General features: G+C 56.2%; 20 protein-coding genes and 1 pseudogene. 6 read left to right on the top strand and 15 right to left on the bottom strand.

Translation table 11 applies throughout. The features are described 5' to 3' along the window. From MOMUL_RS17135 to MOMUL_RS00040, 9 genes are all read right to left on the bottom strand, one after another. A partial coding sequence (locus tag MOMUL_RS17135) for a hypothetical protein (protein ID WP_236712918.1) occupies positions 1–194 on the bottom strand: 194 nt, incomplete at its 3' end. A 68-nt stretch (positions 195–262) separates the two neighbouring features. Beyond that, the gene (locus tag MOMUL_RS00005; RefSeq protein WP_062279897.1) at positions 263–2,194 is read right to left on the bottom strand and encodes a hypothetical protein; all 1,932 of its coding nucleotides are present in this window, start codon (positions 2,192–2,194) and stop codon (positions 263–265) included. 23 nt (positions 2,195–2,217) lie between these two features. Further along, entirely contained in the window at positions 2,218–3,207 is a 990-nt protein-coding gene (locus MOMUL_RS00010; RefSeq protein ID WP_062279900.1) for an S-layer homology domain-containing protein, read from the bottom strand. A 94-nt stretch (positions 3,208–3,301) separates the two neighbouring features. Then, positions 3,302–3,721, bottom strand: coding sequence for a hypothetical protein (locus MOMUL_RS00015; protein ID WP_062279903.1), 420 nt, complete (start codon positions 3,719–3,721; stop codon positions 3,302–3,304). Between the two features lie 141 nt (positions 3,722–3,862). Beyond that, positions 3,863–5,464, bottom strand: coding sequence for a bifunctional DNA primase/polymerase (locus MOMUL_RS00020; protein ID WP_084785358.1), 1,602 nt, complete (start codon positions 5,462–5,464; stop codon positions 3,863–3,865). Continuing rightward, complete coding sequence (locus tag MOMUL_RS00025; RefSeq protein ID WP_153018179.1) at positions 5,442–5,681, bottom strand: hypothetical protein; 240 nt, start codon at positions 5,679–5,681, stop codon at positions 5,442–5,444. Before MOMUL_RS00025 ends, MOMUL_RS00020 begins: the two co-directional genes overlap by 23 nt. A gap of 157 nt (positions 5,682–5,838) precedes the next feature. Then, entirely contained in the window at positions 5,839–7,224 is a 1,386-nt protein-coding gene (locus MOMUL_RS00030; RefSeq protein ID WP_062279912.1) for a DnaB-like helicase C-terminal domain-containing protein, read from the bottom strand. Between the two features lie 463 nt (positions 7,225–7,687). Beyond that, positions 7,688–8,902, bottom strand: coding sequence for a hypothetical protein (locus MOMUL_RS00035; RefSeq protein WP_062279915.1), 1,215 nt, complete (start codon positions 8,900–8,902; stop codon positions 7,688–7,690). A gap of 60 nt (positions 8,903–8,962) precedes the next feature. Further along, positions 8,963–9,721, bottom strand: coding sequence for a hypothetical protein (locus MOMUL_RS00040; protein WP_161484937.1), 759 nt, complete (start codon positions 9,719–9,721; stop codon positions 8,963–8,965). A 367-nt stretch (positions 9,722–10,088) separates the two neighbouring features. Here MOMUL_RS00040 and MOMUL_RS00045 point away from each other — a divergent pair, with 367 nt between their 5' ends. Beyond that, positions 10,089–10,862, top strand: coding sequence for a helix-turn-helix domain-containing protein (locus MOMUL_RS00045; RefSeq protein ID WP_062279920.1), 774 nt, complete (start codon positions 10,089–10,091; stop codon positions 10,860–10,862). A 16-nt stretch (positions 10,863–10,878) separates the two neighbouring features. On the opposite strand, the gene MOMUL_RS00050 is transcribed toward MOMUL_RS00045, so the two are convergent. The 4 genes and pseudogenes from MOMUL_RS00050 to MOMUL_RS16815 all read right to left on the bottom strand — a co-directional run bounded on the left by MOMUL_RS00050 (position 10,879) and on the right by MOMUL_RS16815 (position 12,668). Continuing rightward, positions 10,879–11,136, bottom strand: a complete 258-nt coding sequence (locus tag MOMUL_RS00050; protein WP_062279923.1) for a hypothetical protein — start codon at positions 11,134–11,136, stop codon at positions 10,879–10,881. Between the two features lie 97 nt (positions 11,137–11,233). Continuing rightward, positions 11,234–11,596 (bottom strand): annotated as a pseudogene (gene ligD / locus MOMUL_RS17705) (non-homologous end-joining DNA ligase LigD); the annotation flags it as partial. 452 nt (positions 11,597–12,048) lie between these two features. Next, complete coding sequence (locus tag MOMUL_RS15445; RefSeq protein ID WP_084785359.1) at positions 12,049–12,261, bottom strand: DUF2283 domain-containing protein; 213 nt, start codon at positions 12,259–12,261, stop codon at positions 12,049–12,051. Further along, positions 12,258–12,668 carry a DUF4258 domain-containing protein gene (locus MOMUL_RS16815; RefSeq protein ID WP_169802138.1) on the bottom strand — a complete coding sequence of 137 codons (411 nt, stop codon included), beginning with the start codon at positions 12,666–12,668 and terminating at the stop codon, positions 12,258–12,260. The genes MOMUL_RS15445 and MOMUL_RS16815 overlap by 4 nt, the downstream gene beginning before the upstream one ends. A 78-nt stretch (positions 12,669–12,746) precedes the next feature. Here MOMUL_RS16815 and MOMUL_RS16460 point away from each other — a divergent pair, with 78 nt between their 5' ends. From MOMUL_RS16460 to MOMUL_RS00090, 5 genes are all read left to right on the top strand, one after another. Then, positions 12,747–13,094, top strand: a complete 348-nt coding sequence (locus MOMUL_RS16460) for a hypothetical protein (RefSeq protein WP_062279932.1) — start codon at positions 12,747–12,749, stop codon at positions 13,092–13,094. A 66-nt stretch (positions 13,095–13,160) separates the two neighbouring features. Beyond that, a complete protein-coding gene (locus MOMUL_RS00075; RefSeq protein ID WP_062279935.1) occupies positions 13,161–13,862 on the top strand; it encodes a YIP1 family protein in 702 nt (233 codons plus the stop codon). A 15-nt stretch (positions 13,863–13,877) separates the two neighbouring features. Continuing rightward, positions 13,878–15,149 (top strand): efflux RND transporter periplasmic adaptor subunit, encoded by a 1,272-nt coding sequence (locus tag MOMUL_RS00080; RefSeq protein ID WP_153018180.1) that lies wholly within the window; start codon positions 13,878–13,880, stop codon positions 15,147–15,149. After that, the gene (locus MOMUL_RS00085; protein ID WP_062279941.1) at positions 15,146–15,877 is read left to right on the top strand and encodes an ABC transporter ATP-binding protein; all 732 of its coding nucleotides are present in this window, start codon (positions 15,146–15,148) and stop codon (positions 15,875–15,877) included. Before MOMUL_RS00080 ends, MOMUL_RS00085 begins: the two co-directional genes overlap by 4 nt. After that, the gene (locus tag MOMUL_RS00090; RefSeq protein WP_062279944.1) at positions 15,874–17,064 is read left to right on the top strand and encodes an ABC transporter permease; all 1,191 of its coding nucleotides are present in this window, start codon (positions 15,874–15,876) and stop codon (positions 17,062–17,064) included. The genes MOMUL_RS00085 and MOMUL_RS00090 overlap by 4 nt, the downstream gene beginning before the upstream one ends. 182 nt (positions 17,065–17,246) lie before the next feature. On the opposite strand, the gene MOMUL_RS16465 is transcribed toward MOMUL_RS00090, so the two are convergent. Continuing rightward, on the bottom strand, positions 17,247–17,384 hold the full coding sequence (locus MOMUL_RS16465) for a hypothetical protein (protein WP_161484938.1): 138 nt from the start codon (positions 17,382–17,384) through the stop codon (positions 17,247–17,249). A gap of 244 nt (positions 17,385–17,628) precedes the next feature. Further along, positions 17,629–18,483, bottom strand: a complete 855-nt coding sequence (locus MOMUL_RS00095) for a metallophosphoesterase (RefSeq protein ID WP_062279947.1) — start codon at positions 18,481–18,483, stop codon at positions 17,629–17,631. Positions 18,484–18,495 lie beyond the last annotated feature (12 nt).

Below are 18,495 nucleotides of genomic sequence, written 5' to 3' on the forward strand. Positions count from 1 at the left end.
AGCCCTTGAACTTGCTGGTTTCGGCAAGGAAATTTACCTTTTCCCACCCCGCGGTGGTGGGTAGGAGTATTTTTTAGTGCTCCAAGTAAACATTGGTAATTATATCCAAAGGTGCGGAATGTGGGATATAAAATTATCGATAGGGCAAATTCCACCAAAATAGAGCCTCTACTCTGTTTGCATATAATTTTCACTTTGCCAGCCTCCCCTAAAAAAATTAAAAGGGCTACCCCTGATTTACAAAGGATAGCCCCTTTGAGTGTTACATTCCGCCCAGCTCCGCGTGCAGCCCCGGCTCTTTCGGCCCGGTGTAGTAGTGTATTTCCTGTTTTTTAGCGTGGATCACCACGTCGGTAACATTGTCCTGCGGGTAGGCGTCCTGTAGTCCTTCCGGCCATGCCTCTATATGCACCGTATAGGTGCCCGGACTATAGACTTTAAAGCGGTACGGCCCCGCCGGCTTAGAATCTCCGGGCGGGATAGTGATGGTGTATGTCTGCCTGCCCGCCGGGCCGTCGACGGTGACCTCAGCCGTCACCGGGTTGGGGTTGTCGTCCTTGCGGGTAACTTTAATGTTAACGCCGCCCTCGGCATAGCCGGTATCCATCCCTACAAATATCGGGTCCCTGAACGGCCACGCCGTCACCGCCAGGTCGCACCCGGCCGGGTTAACCCACACTTCTTTGGAATTGTTGCTCCAATCCCTGTCGTCCGGCGGGTTCACCGGGTGGATTTTTGCCACCAGGGTATTGCCGTTGGCATCCCCGTGCCATGTGAAGGTGAAGGTCTTTTCTTCGCCGGGCTGGAACTCCACCGGAACCTGGTCGTTCAAGGGCGTGCCGTCGGAAGCGGTCGCGTAATAGCCGTTGTTGGTGAGGGATAGGGTGGCTTTGACCGGTACGGGGTAATCAGCTGCCAGGCCGTAAACTACGGTCCCGGTGTAGGCCTTGCCCGGCTCGGCTTCCGAAGCGCCGGGGTCGAGATATTTGACGTACATATCCGGGGCGATGGGCTTGACGGTGACGTCCACATAGTTGTCTTTGTACGTGGATTCCCATATCCCCTCAAAAGGGTTGACCCCCACCCGCACCGTGTAGGGATGATCCTCGACCTTGAATTTCAGCGTCACCGGTGCCTTATTCCACGCCTTCACCGGGACTCCGGCCGCCGCCGTGACGTATTTCCCGCCCTCGCGTTTTACCCCTACGTCGGGGCTCAAATCGACAGAGCTTTCATTCGTGACGACGTACTGAGCACCCTTCTCTTCCCCCGGGGCGCCGACTATCTCGGTCGGGCCTTCCAGCTTCAGGTTCGCCCAGGGCATTATCGCGCCGATGAAGCCCGGCACGGCCGCGGGCGAGCTTTTAAGCTGGCCGCTCCAGTCTTTGCCCCTGTAGAACCCTATCCCGTCAGGCGCGTTCTCGTCGTAATTGGGGCTGGTCTGGGCCGCAACCTGCCAGTTTCCGTTCTGCGGGCCGGGGTTCAACAGCAGGTGGTAGTAAAAAGTCGCCCCGTGGTCGAAGGCGTCCAGCGCCCGCAGGTATTTCTTGCCGCCGTCGGCAGACTGGATGAAACCGTCGGGAGTGCTTTTGCTCGCCAGGAACGGCTTCCACCTGGCGGCCATGGTCTCGTTCATCCCTGCTTCTTGCTTGAGGAAATCCTCCCGCGACGGCATGGGGACGTTCACGAATACGCCCGAAGAGGCGTCCCCGGCCCAGACGTTGTTTTTGTCGATGAACCGCGTCTGGGTGGACACGTCAAAATAGTCCGCCAGGAAGCTCAACACGTCAGGGTTGTCGAAATCGGCGTCCGGCAGAATGACCTTTTTCGTCCCGGACGCCGGGGCCGGGGTCATGTTGGAGTTAATAGGGATGTAAAGCTCGTTCAGGCCGTACCGGCTTCCCTCCTGCGCCCATCCCGGCTTGGTCCAGAGCTCGCCCCAGACCAGATCCACGTCGCTCAGGCTGATTTCACCCTTATTTCCCTCCAGACTGGCGGTAACGGAATTAGGGTTATACAGTATCACCGGCACGCGGCGGACGAACCAGGTCATGCCGTTGGAAAGGGGGGCCTGGGAGTCGTTGGGAGCTTGATAACCTTCGTCGCCTCCCAACCCAGCATAAGCAGGACTAGCAAGCATCAATAAAAAGGTTATAAATAAAAAAGCCTTTATCAAAAAGGCTTTGCTTCGCATACGTGGTCACTCCTTGCTTATTTTTAAAATTTAATTCCCAGGTACTTTAGATCTCTATTGTCTGGAACTCCACCTTGGGTCATCATCCAGCGGCCATTAATTTTCTTCCAACGAGTAACTGCAGGACTAACATCATATCCTTTCTCTTTGTTATATAACTTGGTTACAACTACAGCAATTGCATTATGCTTTTCTGCAATCTTAATTTCCTTAATCCCTAGCAAAGAAAGGGTCCGGCCGCTATTACGTTCAGCATACATTGCTCTTTGATCTTCCTCTAAGTAATTTTGGGTTACCCGTTTATACGGCAAGCTATCGTAAAAGCCAAAATCTAGCTTCCAAGTGTTACGCATATGGTCAATATTGGCGTTGACATCTTCTATAGCTTCCATCATCGCCTGCTTCAACTCATCATCACTCGGCAAATTATTATCCACACTCTTCGCCACCCGGAGCAGCAGCACCGCCGCCTCACCCCGGAGAAGGTTCCGGTCGGCCCCCAGGACGCCCGGGCTGACGCCCTTCATCAGGCCGGTCTTGTTGGCGTAGATGGCGTCCGGGTCAGAAGTGTCGCTGAAGGTCGCACCCTGGTCCTTGACTGTCACCTGGTAGACTTTAGCCAGCCTGCCTAACCACTTAGCGGCCTCCAGCCTGGTGATGGGCGCGTCCCAGTCCCCGGACTTATCCGGGATTACGCCGGCTTTAACTAAGCCGTCTACGGCCCCGTCGTACCAGTTCGGCCCCGGCGTCCCCCCAGCGTCAACAATCCGGTTCAATACGGCCGCAAACTCCGCCCGGGTCATGTTGTTGTTGAGACTCAGGGTGTTGTCCGGGTAGCCGGCATACAGCTCAAAGTCGATGGCCTCGATGATGTCGTCTTGGCCCCAGGAAAAATCTTTCGTGATGGTGTCCTTGTCGCTAAAACGATACTCCATTTCGGCGTGGGCCGGGACGGTGAAGGCGAACAGCATTACTATCAGGGCCACGAAAAAAATCAGCCTCTTGAACAACATGGAAATTGTCTCCTCCTTTTTTTTAACTTGATTTGGGTCGCGGCGGTCCCACTCCGGCTTTGGGGCCGCCGCTTATTACTCTACAGTTTACAGTTTACTCCAGATTGACCGTGAAAGGTAGCTCCAACCAGTCGCCCCTCAGGTAACGTAGCTCAGCCAGGTCGACAAACTTACGATCACACACTACTTTATACATTTTACCAAAAACGTCGAGCTCCTGCGGCACGAATACGACCAGCGTGCCGTTGTCCGTGACATACAACGGCAAATCCTGGATGAGCACATCGGGGCCGTAACGTTTGGCAGCCTCATCCGTCAGCGGCAACCCTACCGTCACGGTCCCGACCTTGGTAACGGTAAGCTCCGCCTGTTGGGCCTGCCCCTGGCCCGCTTGTCCAGACGCGGACGCAGCAGGGATGAGAGGCTGGGCGCCCGTGCCCGCGAACGCCTGGCCTGCCGCAAGGACCACCGTCAAGACGACCAGGAGCGCTAAAACAAGTAGCTTCTTACGCATGTTAAAGTTCACCTCCTTTCACTTATTGACAAAAAACCCGGCGGCCGAAAGCCGCCGGGCGAAGGAAGGAGTGGGGGTAGGGCTGACCCGCACGCCCTCCCCAAAAAAAGAAAAAGCTGGGCGACTTTTCGCCCGGCCTTCTCAGTCGAGAACGTCTCTACCTATACGCGACATTACCTCGTACAGTTCTTCGCCGTGCACTGGTAGGTTTCGCCGTGCCAAGGCAAGCGCTTCGGCCAGCGTGAGGACCGGCGGCTCCCCCGCCCCCCTCGGGGCTTTTGCGGCCGCCCGCTGGTCCAAGGCGAGGTAAAAATCCCGCCCGCCCAGGGCGCGGCAGTTACGAAACAGCAACAAGCGGCCAGCTCGCAAGGCGGCCAGTTCATCCATCCACTCAGGGGAATGGACCTGCCCCGCCGCGGCTTCCTCCGCCGTGCCGGCGGCTTCGACGATGGTTCCGGCGGCGGCCGTCTGGCCGCCCTGGCCGGGAACCTCCGGGGAGCCGCCGCCCGCGCCCACCGCGGCTTCCTCCGCCGTGCCGGCGGCTCCCTGCACTGCGCCGCCGGCCTCGTCGACGGCTCCTCTCTCCGGGCCGCCCGGCCATTCACGTTCGCCAGCCCGGCCCGCCATCGCCAGGAAAGGGAAGAGCGCCCACTCGATCCGGCGCTTTTCCTCCCCCTCCCCCATCACCTCAATTTCCCCGGCTCGCCGCAAAACGTCTCCCGCCCCGCGCGGGGCGGTCAGATCCGGATAGACCACCACCACGGCTTTCCCGGAGGCGTATGCCTGTCGGGCCACCTCCCAGTCTGTGGTCACCACCGCCATCTGTTTGTCCCAGCCCTCCGGCACGGCCACCCTGCCGGGGAGCCGCGGCAGCGCCCCGCCCCCGGACGCCGCCCCCAACGCCCTTCCCGGCGGGTATTTCCAGGCCTGGTCGATTTTTTTCAGGGCCTCACGTTCCGGGAAGGGCGGCCGGCAATTCCGGGCGGCTTCCAGGACCAGGCTTTCGGCTTCTTTGCGGGTGAGGCCCTGCGCTCTCAGCCGGCAAGCGTAGTGAAAGAGGGCAACGTCGCGCTGGCCCTCCGGCACGCCGGCCAACACCGCCAAGGGGTCGACCTTCGACCGGCTTTCGCCGTCGCCGCCCTGCGCCCCCGCCTTCGCCTTTTCCAGCAGATCCAGCACCCACGAAGGCAGCGGGGCCAGCGGCACATCCCGGTAACTGCGGCCCTCAGTCCAGGCGTATCGCGTACCAGAGGGGTGAAGGCTAGGAGGGAGGACGGCCGTACCGCCATCGCCGCGGACGTCTATGCAGCTCTTGTCCGGGAACTCGATCAACCTGGCTTTGGTAGCTATCTCAAGTTCAGGACGTCGGAAATAGACGTGGTAGCCTCTCCCCGTCCGAGCGACGGGCGTGTCTGGTATTCCACGCTCTTTGGCATATTCCACCGCTTTCTGACCGTCCAGGTCGACTACCACCACACCGCTCACCGCGCCCGTGACCACCGCCAAATTCGCGTCAGGCCACTTTTCCCACCATGAGCGAACCTCTTCCTCGGTCGGCTTCCGTGTTTGGTAATCTTTCCACGCTACACGGGGGTGTTTGCCCGGATTGCTGCAGTCCCGCCCGCACGTGCAACCGCCGCCAGGCACGGGCGAATGTAGCGGCACGACGCTCCAGCCAAAACGCAGATGTTCGAGGGCGGCGGTGAGCATTATGTCACGATCAGTCGTCGCTGCTGTCGTCATTTGGATCCCCTTCCCCTAAGTCTAGCAGGACTTCCAAATCAGCTGCGGGCAGGTCTTTCTGCAGGGCACGGTAGAAAAGCTCAATAACTCTACTTGCTTCCGATTCGTCCCTACCGCACATAACCAGCTTCACAGGCACATACCCCGACCGCTCTTCTACACCGTGTTCCGTTTTTACCTTCCACCGGCCGGGGATAGAAGCCGCAACTTCGAACACGCCGTCCTCGGCTTTACGTCGGTATATGCGCGACGCCGTGGACAGATTCACAATGTACCCGTCGGGAGTATAAAACCACATACGAAAAACCGCCTCCTTCGAAAGATCAAATCAGGGGCGCCTCCCCTGAAGTGAAAGGCCGGGGGCGGCCCCGGCCTTAAAGCAATGGCTCTTCGTCTTCTACACTACATCTTCCCAGCTCAAGCGGCATCGGGATAAAGCCGGGGTCCGCTTCCACATATTTCGATTCCGTGCGGACAGAATAAAGACGAACTACCGCAGAAGGACCGAGACGGCTTTTCACGATCCAGGCGTCGATGACCTTGACCGCACATTCTTTCTGCTCGTTGCGCTCGTCCTTCCCCCAACGGAGTATTATCCCTACGTCGCCCTGATACTCTACTTCCCCGGAATCTTTGAAATCAGCTATGCTCGCGTCCTCCGTCTTCCGACGGTATGCGTCTTTGCCTAAGCTGGAAATTAATACCACCGGACCATTACATATCTTTGTTATTTCCGTCATAGTCGATAAGGCGTGGTTAATTCGCGCCCGGGTATCCGTTAGATTCCCGCCGCCCCCCATCAACCCAAACTTTTGCAAGTAATCCAAAATCACCATACAACGCTTCGCCCCCGTCCTGGCCAGCAACCTACGCACGGCCCCCCGGATGTGGGCTACAGTCGTGTTGGAAGTAGCTTCCATTATCTCCACGCGATCTTTAAATTCCGCCGCTGTTTTCCTGCAGATCTCGGATATTTCCTGCGGATTCGCTTTCCGACGCTCATACAGCAAAGGGCACTTCTCCGCGTGGATGCAAGCGAGGTAAAGTGCCAATTTGTCTAACGGACGTGTTTCCTGTACGTCTACCCACAATGACGCCGTATCCTTTTCTGCCACCACATAGCGGTGCAACCATGTCAACGCTAAAAAAGTTTTGCCGACGTTCGGCTGGCCGCCGATTACCCATACTCCCGGAGCGAAGCCCCCGGTGAGTTCTGTAAAAGTGGGAAGTTCCTTGCCGAAAGAAGGGTGCAGGGTCGGCCTGCCGGTCATTTGTAGAAGCTTGTATTCCTCCAAATAACGTGTCTCCATATCACCCAACAGCTCCGTTAGCGTCTTCGTCTGCCCCGGGGAAAGCTCCCGCACCGCTTGCTGTGCCTCGCTTAGTTTCTCTATCGCCGCCGCCAGCACGTCCTGGACCGCTCCTCCCTGGGCCAGATCCTGCCAAAATCGGCCCACCACCTCGGCGGCTCTCCGTTTTTGCGCCAAGGTGACCAGTTGCCTAACCGCGCTGTCAAGGTCAGCGGGGTCAGCGGGTGGCTCGGCGGCGGGAAGCTCCGGCAGCGGCCCGCGCCCGGAGTGGTAATCTGCCAAAGCCAGGAAGACCGCACGATGTCCGGAGTCTGAGAAGGCATCCGGAACGAGAAAATCCTCCGCGTACCGCCAGTATGCGTCTGCATCTTTTGCCATGGCTGACAACACTTGGGCCTCCAGCGCCGTGTCGACAAAAACTTCCGCAGGGAATATGCTTTTGCTGCTCACGTTACCCACTCTCCCTTTGAGTTCTCCCTTTAAGTTTTTTTGGGGGTTCTAAATAAAAAAAATAGCCCTGGCTCTCGCCAGGGCCGGATAAAGGAGAGTGGGAAACCGCCCGCCTCGTGCGGCAGGCGGTGGCACGCTTCTGGTATATCGTTTCCAGTAGATGGAAGACGGCGGAAATAATATTAAATTTTAAATCGTAACAAAACCAGGGCGGGGAGAGGGGGCCGTAAGAGCACCCTCTCCCCGCCCTCTTAAAGAATCTCTTAAGAGATTCTTTAAGATTCTTAGGCGTATTTGGAAAAAATTACAACCCGTAAACCCTTGAGTCTCAAGGCTTGAAAAGTTGGAAATAAGTGGGATGTCGTTATTGGTACTCGGAAATGTCGCTATTGGTACTCGGTAACGTCGTTATTGGTACTCGGTAACGTCGTTATTGGTACTCACCTATGATATGGAATAATTGTCATATATTGCTATCACCTGAAGTAAGCAGTTTAGGTGTTTTGTGAGTTTGGGGGTAGTGTATAGTAAACACCCCATCGCTTTCCTCTTCTACCCTGATAACTCCGGTTTCGGCTATATCCCCCAGGATAGCCCGCACCAGCTCCCGTTTTTCTGACGGGCGGATTTTGCGGCCCGATTCCGTGTGGCCCGGGAGGATCTTTTCGGCCATCTTCTCCCAGCCGATCCTGAAAGGTTTGCCCTTACCGGGCTTTGCGGCCATGATGTAAAATAGTGCCGGGATACTGTACCGGCTCCTGCGCGTTTTGCGCCGGAGCTTTTTTATTATGTTCACGGGCACCCACACCAGCTGACTTTGGCACTCCGGACTCAGGAGAAAATCAGTTAAAGCAGGACATATAGTGATGCCCACCGTGATGTCGTCGAAGGGCCGGTCTTTTTTCCATCGGTATTCTATCCACGTGATGAAGCGCCCCATGGCCATGACAATTTCTTCGGTTTTCTCCTTTTTGCGCTTGTACCCGATTACAAAATCCTTAGCGTGTGTGAAAACCAACAATCCTAGCATTTCCGCTATCATACGAAAATTTTTACCGCACGGCGATAATCCCATGCGTTCGGCCAGTTCCCGCAGGCTGGTCTTGATCGCACCGTGGGTCATACCTGGGTTTTTCTGGTGGTATTTTTTAGTGATGTCGTCTACCTGCTCCAGGAAGAGGGTGCAGATCGCCGCCAGCATGGGTTGGGCTTCCGCCGGTACGTCCTGCAGTGCCCGAGCCAGATCCTTCGGCATGTGCGGCAGTTCCGCCAGCGCCCCCAGCGGCTGGCACGGCACGTATACCACCGGACCGCCTTCGCGTTCGCGGGTGTGGTAATAAACTACATTTTCTGTATGGTTCACGAAAGAGCTAGGTCCGGTCGGCTCTTGCACAATAGTTTTCGCTTTTTTAATTTCCTTTCTTCTTCCGGGTAAGATCCCCGTTTCCCTGGCTATGTTCCGCGCCGTCACTATTTTCTCTCCCGCCATACCCGCCGCCAGGGGCAATGGGAGGGGCAGAAGAGCCGTTTTTTTCGCCGTCGCTCCATCGCACGCCGCCATCCATCCCAAATTGTGGATAAGTGAGTAAGCTAACCCAGCCACCATTAATGCCGGGGCCAGGAACTCGACGCGTGTTCCGCTGCGCTCGGCACGAAGAAAATCAATTATAGCCGTCATTTTTTTCCTCCTTCCTTTTCTTTCAAAAGAAAAACCCGGCCTCCCGGCCGGGTTGAATAATCAATTGAGTTTTTGAAATTGCTCGCTGTCTCGGCTCCACCCGCCGCCTTTCTTCCGCTTGCCTCCGCCACTGCTCCCCATCGCGGGATCGATGAGGGTAGGGTAGTATGTTGACAGTCCGGGCTGTTTTACCAAGGGTTTCCAGCACTCCCTCCGAACCCATGTTCCTTTATCGGCGTCCCATATTCCTGGTATACATATATAGACGCTTTTCGCCCCTCGCGTCACCATATCGTGCGTCGATATGGCTAATCGACGATATGTCTTTTTGTGCGTATTTGTTGAATTATATCGTTTCTTCGAACCTGGAGGCGACGGCGGGAGGAATGACGGAGACACGACTAGCCCCATACTGCGTCGGATCCGCCCAACCTCGTCCGGCGTGATTTCTACGCCGAGTTCTACCGTTGCCACCGCCGCGATGTGGTCGTCTGACGCGGCGACGGCAATTTTTTTGTCTTCTTTATCTCCATCCTCATCTCTATATTCGTTTTCACTATATCTGATTTCAACACCCAATGCAGTTTTATATCTTGCGATGATATCCATGATTGCGTTTTTTCTTTCGTTCCCTTTTTCCTGTTCTTTCCGCTTCCGTTCCTCTTCGCCCCGGCGGGCTTTCAAGGCGGCCCGCACTTTTTCTTCCATCTCCACGCCGGCCAACGAAGGATCCTCGTCCAGGTCGGCCAGCGCCCTTTCCGCTCTCTTCCGTGCCGCCTCCCTCGCTTTCGTGCTGCTGGCCGTTTCGGGCCAGGCCAATTCAGCCAGCCGTGCTGCCGACGCCGTGGGCTCCATAACCAAGACATTCGCTATTAAATGACACGCCTCCACACGATCGGATCGTACCGATCCGTTTTTTCGCCCCGGCGGTCTGCCTCTGCCCCTGTGGGAATTTTTTTGTCCGGTTTCCATTTCCTGCGACATGCACACCTCTCCCATACCTTGTTCCTCGTTTTTTTCCGACAAGGTTAAATTACGTGTTTTGCTTGTTTTGGTGTGCTTAACGCACTACTTGAAAGTATAACATAACCACGTATTTGATGCAATCCCCCTTTCTAGGCTTTTTAATAAAAAAGCGTTTATTTTTTCTATCATAAAGGTATAATGTTGAATGGGAGTGGGGGGAATGCTCAAAAATCTGGAGAAAGGAGAGGTATGTGTGGATGTCGCGGGTGTTAAGTGGAACGAGAACTACGGTCGCGCGCTTTTTGATTATCTCTGCCGGCATTTCGGCGTCGGTTCCATACGTGCTGTGGCACGCGTTCTTCAAACGAGCGACGGGCATTTATCAGCGATTTTTCGTGGGAAATCCCCGCTGACGCGGGCTATGTTACTTCGAATAGCTTCCGCCCTAAACGAAGATCCTCGCGTGGTGCTTGCCGCGATTAATTATCCAGCTGGGGCCATCCTGCCCTTGGGGTGGTCTGCTGCAGCACCGGTGGTATGGACACAATCAAAACTACCGCTGCCGGAAAAGACCGAGGGGGCAAACGCAAACGAAGGTGAAGGGGGTGATGTAAAAAATGAATCTCCTCTGCCAGAAAAAACGCTCAAGCAATTCGCTAAGGAAAAAATCCTCGAAATGGAAACGCCTGTCGTGCCGATTTTTCGGCAGATCCTCGCCGCTTTTCTTCATCTTTCTTCACCTTCTCTTGAACCCTATATACTTCGTACGCTAGCTGATCATTGGTATGATCAGAAAGCGCTCGCTGATTACGCGGAATCGACGAAGAACGTTCATGCGTTGCTCCACGCGCTGGCTTTTCTGAAGTCTCCGCTGGAATACGTTCTATCTGGAAATCTAACGCTCAAAAACGTTTTGTCCTTCAATTCGTTGCCTGAGTTCTTTCGTAACGATTTGACCTCATGGGAAGAAAACCGGGAGGTGGACAGGAGGTGACTGCCGTTTTCACGACTTATATCGGTGGCGGCTGATACGGCGCGGCGTCTGATTTCAAGCATACCAGTCTCCTGTTCCTCACTCTGATCCCTGCGAATCTCCGGTCTTTCATCCTATATGCTCCTAGTGCTCTTTCGAGGCTTTCCTGTGCGATCTTGTTACGTGTTCCGTAAATCACCCTGGCCGCTTCCCCTAAATCCACGACTCCATCACGCTCCTCCAGCAACCGGAGGAGCCTTGCTTTTTTAGTCTCCTTCACAAGCTTTCTAGCCACACTGCGAACCTCCTTCCGTATTTTTCGCCCAGCAAAATAAAAAAAACCGGCCGGCGCTCCTGCCCATGAGCCGCCGCCCGACCCGATTAACCTTTGTTGCGTGCCTCTCGATGCACCCCTGGTTGGCCAGCCAGGCCAGGGTTGCTTCGTTATTGCAGAGAACGTAATTGATGGTTTTATCGCTATCGGCGTGATAGACGGGCAGGGTCGCCACCCACTCTGGCGCATAGGCAGGGCACTCTTTCTGGTAAAAGGCCTCCCCTGTAATGCCGTCCGGGTAGCGCTTCAGGACCAGGGGGCGGTCCCGCAGGTAAGGCAGGATGACGGGGGCCATGTCGACATAATATTCGACCAGGTTCAGCTTGGTCAGTCCCTCCGGCCAGAAGACTTTGTCCAGGTTGGTCAACTGGAGCTGTTGCTTCGGCAATTGGGGCCGTATATATGGCTGGCCCTGACCCATTTCTATGCCGCAACCCCCTATTATTCTTGCCTTGCCACTAGTATCTCCCACCCCCGTTAAGGCCCATACGCTATTAACCCCCACCCCGGGGGAGGTCATAATCAACGCCACAATATGGCCGACGACCCCCTGGCCGCCAAAGGCTCCCTGGGGTTTGTCCCAGATAACCCCAACATCTGGGAAAAACTGACGGGACTGGAGTACCAGCAATTGCTGGCCGATGTCTACCGGGTGCCTGCTGCCGCCAGGCAAGAGCGGGTGGAGGAACTGGCAGCGCGCCAGGCGGGGCGGCTTACCTGGCGGGAAACCTGGATATTTTCCAGGGTAGAGCTTGACGGCGGCCCCCAGGGTGACTTTCCCCTGGAGGGCCATGCCGTCCTCGAGTTCCCGGTAGGTATCTTACATCGTCTCCAGGTGCCGCCGGGGCGGCATGGGCGTAAGAAAAAAGCAAACTATATGGTAGCTGTTTTCGGAAGCTCTACCTCCACAGTCAAAGGGGGCTCTCCCAATTTTTTCGAGGCATTAAGGATCTCCAAGCCTACCAGCTTACCTTCTGCGTCGATGTCCAACAATACACCCTGAGATATTTCTTCCGTTTCATAAATAGAGCTGTCATTAAAACGAATATATAAGGCGTCAGCATCTGGATCATAACGAAACTTCATGATTTATCGCCTCCATACTTTTTAATTTTTGATGTTTTATACGCGGTTAAAACCACGTGACTATCTCCCGATAATTTTACGGCAACCCTGAGCAGATATTCTTTCCCCGTTTCCTTGTAAACCTTCTGGTAGATTAAAACATCTTGCCCTTGCGGTATTATTCGTTCCGGATTACATACTGTCTCCCCTACCAACTTTTTATCGAGTTTTCTTTCTATTAGCTGCTTTTCAGCATGGGCAGTAAATCTAAGTTTCAAGGTCTCCTCCCCTACTTTTCCCTTATATTTTACGTTCTTATTATACCATGGTTTACATTGCTTTAATGTCCTGGCGCGGCTCATATCCAGTTCATTGATCCTCAATTTTGCGCTGGCCAGACCACTACCTGCTACTTGCTTTCCATCCAACCCATCTCATAACCCAAGGCCTCGGAGCTAATTTTTCTGATCAACAGCGGAACTCTCATATTTGATTTGTCACGCCCCATGCTCAACTGGAACCTGCCGCGACAACCCACCAATTATAACTCGAACGTGGCCTTAAGCATGCTTCTGGGACTGGGCGTGGTAGGTGTGGCTAATGCCATATACTTTGCCCTTTTGAGGTCAGGTTTTAGCCATACTGCCACTCTTCTGATCATTACCGCTGTGAGTGCTGTAGCGGGGGCCTGCCTGCTGCAATTTATGCAGACGTGGGCCCAGAAACAAATACAGGCGAATCAACCTGTAGCAAGAACCCGGTTTGCGTTCATAGCAATCAGGATTTTTTTGTCAACCGGGTGGTGCTCCTGGCTTAATCAAAAATTAATTTATTCTGAGCAGGATTTGATTTGAACTAAAGCGAACTAACTCCTAGGAACAGGCAGCCACCTTAAAAACATATAACTAGGGGGAAGGGAAATGCAGGAACATTCCTGGCCGGGAATGCTATGGGGGGTTTTGGTTCGCCCGGGTGTTACCTTTAATGAGTGGCCGGAAAAGGCTCCTTTCTGGCCACCGGCATTGACCCTTATCGGTTTTAATCTTATTCTGACTCTTGTCGCCCTGCCTAAAGCCAGGGCTATAGTCCTCCTGGGCTTAGAGAAGAGCCCCCTGCCGGCCGATGAACTGGCCATAGCAACGACAATCGTTAACTATTTCGTCCCGGCGATGGCTATTTTAGGGGCCCTGATAGTGCCCCTGATAATTTGGGTGGCAGAGGCCGGGGCTATCAGCCTGGTAGGCCGCGCCTTCGGGCTACAGGTAACAGTCGCCGGACTGCTGCCGGTGGCGGCAGTGGCCTGGGTAGCCCCTTTGTTGGGGAGCCTGATCCAGACGTTGTTGATTCTCGCCCTGCCCCTCGAGGCCATGAATCAGGTAAAAGTCAGCCTGGCCGCGTTTTTGCCGCCCTCGCCCCATCCCGGGGTAGGGTACCTGTTGCTGGATAAAATCAACCCCTTCGTAATCTGGAATTTTGTCCTCCTGGGTTTGGGTACGGCTGCGGTGGCCAGGGTTGATAATCGCCGTGGCCTGGCGGTGGTTTTGGTTATCTGGATGGTTTACGTAGCTGTGAGTATAGCTTTAAGTATGGCCGCTATGGCCCTGAACCCTGCCGTACATTAAACCCGGAAGGAGCTGGTGCCGTACCGGGAGGTTGTCATGCTGAAACGAATTTTAGCCGTTGCCGGGATAATCGTCGTCATCGGGGGAATAATTACCGCCAATGTCTATCGGAGCCGCCAGCCCCGCGGGTTACCCGTCAAGGTGGCCGCGGTAGAGGAACGCGATATGACCACCACCGTACTGACATCCGGCCGGGCGGAGCTGGCCGTGGAACAGGAGGTTACAGCTACCGTTGCCGGCCGGGTGGTGTCAGTCCTGGTGCAACCCGGTGACCGGGTAGAAAAGGGGCAAACCCTGGTGCGCCTGGAGGCCACGGACTTGACAGCTAAGGTCCGGGAAGCGGAAGCGGCGGTGGCCGTGGCCCGGGCCAACCTGAACAAAGGCCAGGCCGGGGCCGGACCGGAGGAAATTACGGCAGCCAAAGTCGCCCTGAAACAGGCCCGCTTAAACCTCCAGGAGGCGCAAAGGAAACTGGCGCGGACCCGCGAACTGGCCGCTGCCGGGGCGATACCAGCAATCGAACTGGAAGCGGCGCAGAACGAAGTCGCCCAGCAGGAGTTGCAGGTTGAGCAGGCCGAAGCCAAACTGAAAGTCATGACTTCCGGCCCCCGGCCTGAGGATATAGCCGCCCTGGAAGCGCAACTTCACCAGGCGGAACTCACCGCCGCGGCAGCCCGGGAACAACTGGGTGCGACCACCGTCGCCGCCCCGGTAACGGGCATGGTGCTGGAGGTGAATATCAGGGCCGGGCAATGGGTGAGCCCGGGTACGGCCCTGTTGCGGGTGGGCGACCCGGCGACTCTCCAGGTCCGGGCCAGTGTGGCCGAAGCCGACAGCGGCAGCCTGCAACCGGGCCAGGAAGTGGTTATTACCGGCCGCGCCTTCTGGGGAACAACCTACCAGGGCAAGGTAGTGCGGGTGGCGCCGGCGGCGGTGACCCGGCAGTCCCAGCAGGGGGCAGAAACGACGGTCGAGGCCATTATCGCCCTGGCCGGGCCGGCGCCCCTGTTGAAACCGGGATATAGCGTCGATTTAAAAATAACTACTGCCGCCCGGCCGAAGGCCCTGACCCTCCCCTTTGAAGCCATCCAGGAGGAAAAGGGTCAACGTTATGTCTACCGTATTGTCGACGGCAAGGCGCAGAGGGTGGTTGTCCAGACGGGGCTGGAGAATGAACTCTATATCGAAGTGACTTCAGGCCTTAAAGCGGGCGATCAGGTAATCTTAAATCCCACCGATAAAATCAAAGACGGGGTGGCCGTCAAACCCGAGGGGGAAAAGCAGTGATCCGCCTCGAAGGGGTAAGCAAGGTCTACCGCCTGGGGAATATTGAAGTGCCGGCCCTGGTGGATATTTCCCTGGAGGTAAAGGCGGGGGAGTTTGTGGCCATTATGGGGCCCTCCGGTTCCGGCAAATCGACCCTCATGCATATCCTGGGCTGCCTGGACCGGCCCAGCGGCGGCCGCTATTTTTTAGACGGCCAGCCGGTGGAAGGCCTGCGGGAGGAAGCCCTGGCCCGGGTGCGCAACCAGAAAGTCGGCTTTGTCTTCCAGACCTTTAACCTGCTGCCCCGCCAGACAGCCCTGCGCAACGTGGAATTGCCCCTGATCTATGCCGGCGTGCCCGGCGCGGAAAGGCGGCAGCAGGCCCTGGCGGCCCTGGAGCGCGTAGGCCTGGCGGATCGCTACCGCCACCGGCCCAATGAGCTTTCCGGCGGCCAGCGCCAGCGGGTGGCCATTGCCCGGGCCCTGGTCAACCGGCCGGCGGTAATCCTGGCCGACGAGCCCACCGGCAACCTGGACAGCCGCTCGGGGGAGGAGATTATGGCTATCTTCCAGGAACTCCATGAGGCCGGCGCGACTATCGTCCTGGTAACCCACGAGCGGGATATTGCCTGCCACGCCGGGCGCATCCTTCATTTTCGCGACGGGTGTTTGCTTAAGGAAGAAAAGGTGCCCCGGCCGTTAAAAGCGAGGGAACTCCTGGCGTCCGGGAAGGAAGGGCAGGGGCAATGAATTTACTGGAAGGTTTTTTCCTGGCCCTGGAGGGCATCTGGAGCAACAAACTGCGCTCTTTCCTGACCATGCTGGGAATCACCATTGGCATCGCTGCCGTCATCGCCGTGGTGGCGGTGGGCGAAGGGGGTCGCGCCCTCCTGATGCAGGAAATGGAAAAGATTGGTAGTAACCTTTTTGCCGTTTATATACCCTGGGACAGCAGCCAAATGCCGCGGGAGAACGAGTTAACCCTGGAGGATGTGGCGGCCATCAAGGAACTGGTGCCGGCGGTGAAATACCTGGCCCCTTCCAGCTTCAGCCAGGCGAGCATTACCTCGGGCCGCAAAGAACAGGCGGTAACTGTCCAGGGTACGACTGCCGATTATGGACCGGTGCGCAATGTCGAGATGCTCCGCGGCCGTTTTTTAACGGTTGCCGACGTAGCTGCCGCCCGGCCGGCTGTGGTCGTGGATGAAAAGCTGGCCGTAGAGCTTTTTCGCTCCCGGGATGTGGTCGGCAAGCAGGTGCTCCTGAAAGGGGCCAGCGCCGTCATTGTGGGGGTTACTAAGGCCGACACCTCCTTTTTAACCGGTGGCGACCAGTCCCGTACCGTTTATATTCCCATCACCTACTGGCAGCAACTTTTTTCCCGGCGCCTGATCAACCAGCTGGAAGGACAGGCTGCCAGCAAGGACCAGGTGGATACAGCCATGAAGCTGGCGGTGCGGGTTCTGGAGCGGCGGCATAATGCCCAGCCGGGCCGCTACCAGACAGTGAGCATGGAACAGCAAATGGCCGTGGCCAACCGGGTGACCGGAATTTTAACCTTGATTATCGGGGCCATTGCCGCCATCTCCCTTTTTGTCGGCGGCATCGGCGTTATGAATATCATGCTGGTTTCGGTTACGGAACGGACGCGGGAAATCGGTATCCGCATGGCCCTGGGGGCCAGGCGCCGGGATATCCTGGGCCAGTTCCTGGTGGAGGCCATTACCATCAGCCTGGTGGGCGGCGTCCTGGGGATGCTTATCGGTGCCGGCGGCGCCTTTGTCATCGCCCATTTCGCCCACTGGCCGCCCCTGGTTTCCTGGAGCACGGTCGTGCTGGCCTTTGCCTTCAGCACAGCCGTGGGCCTCTTCTTTGGCCTTTACCCGGCCAACAAGGCCGCCCGCCTGGACCCCATCGAGGCTTTACGGTACGAGTAAGATACTGGGGGTATGCCACGAGGCATACCTCTACTCGACCACCTTACTTTAATATATATGTGAATTCCATTAGCCCGACTATTTTACAAAAAGAATCCAATGGTTGGTTATTAGAATAATAAAGATTTAGGCAAGAAATGCTACCTCAGAGCCCTATAAAGGTAACAAGCTGGGATTTTATATCATTCGTCATTACCATAGTGGTGTTCCTGGTTGCGCCTGCTTAAATTGGTTCCCGGGTAAATGGCCACCAGGCCCAGCGCCGGACGGCTTTGCGGTTGACCAAGAATCCTTCCTTCCGCAGCTGGGCTGTAATTCACCTGGAACCGTTATGTTTTCAATTTTTTGTTCATCGGTGAAGAAAGAGGGCGACTTTTCTACTACCATATTTCTCCAGCAGTTAAGTATGGATGGGTGAATGCCGTATTCATTTGACGCTTAGGCCCTCCTGTTTTCGTGTCTAGTTTTATGGGTCCATTATAAGGCGTCTTTGCTTTGGGCCTGGTGATTCGGCCGGCCTCCCGCCTACCTGGGCTAACCCGACTCCTTTGGGTTGTCCTTAAATTAGCGAGGCGCCGGCTCCCTCGTGGCCCGTAAGGTAAGGACCGTCACCTCCGGCGGACAAAAGAGGCGAACGGGCACAATGGACGTCCCGAGGCCGCGATTCGTGTATACCCATGTTCTCGTCCCTTCAACACGGTGCAAACCTTGAGAGTATTTGCGCCCTAGGGGCGGATAAGCGAGGCCGCCGACGCCCGGCAGGCAAACTTGCCCCCCGTGGCTGTGGCCTGAAAGCACAAGGGGAAGGCCGGCTTCGGCCGCCCTTGGAGCAAAATCCGGGGCATGAGCCAGCAGGATTTTAAAAGCGTCCATGGGCACGTTCGTTAGAGCCTTGTCCAAATCAGGCTCACCGGTGAAAGGGTCGTCCACGCCCACGAGCCAAAACGGCACTCCACCGTTCTCCAGACGAACGCTTTCGTTCACCAAGACGTTGATGCCTTTGCCTGCAAGGGCGCGTACAACAACGGCTTGGCCCACCGCATGGTCGTGGTTGCCTAGGACAGCATACGCCCCCAAAGGCGCCTTAATCCCTTCAAGAGGTAATGCATCCACAAGGGAAGGCGGCGCCGACATGTCAAGAAGATCGCCGGTCAAGACGACCACGTCAGGGGAAAGGGAGCGAACGCGCTCGATCACGCTGATCACGCGGTCCTTGTGGCGAAACCACCCAAAGCCGTAGTGTACATCGCTCAACTGAATGATGCGAAGACCATCAAGCTCTGGAGGAAGCGTCTCCAAGCGAACCTCCACCGTTTCCACGGTCAGGCGGTGCGACCCTAAAACACTTTCAAACACCAGAAGCAATAAGAACCCCAACAAGAGGGCGGCTCCGAAAAGCCATCTTCGCCATGGCTTCATCCCTCATCCTCC

The organism is Moorella mulderi DSM 14980, from assembly GCF_001594015.1.
GTDB classification, from domain to species: Bacteria; Bacillota; DSM-521; order Neomoorellales; family Neomoorellaceae; genus Neomoorella; species Neomoorella mulderi.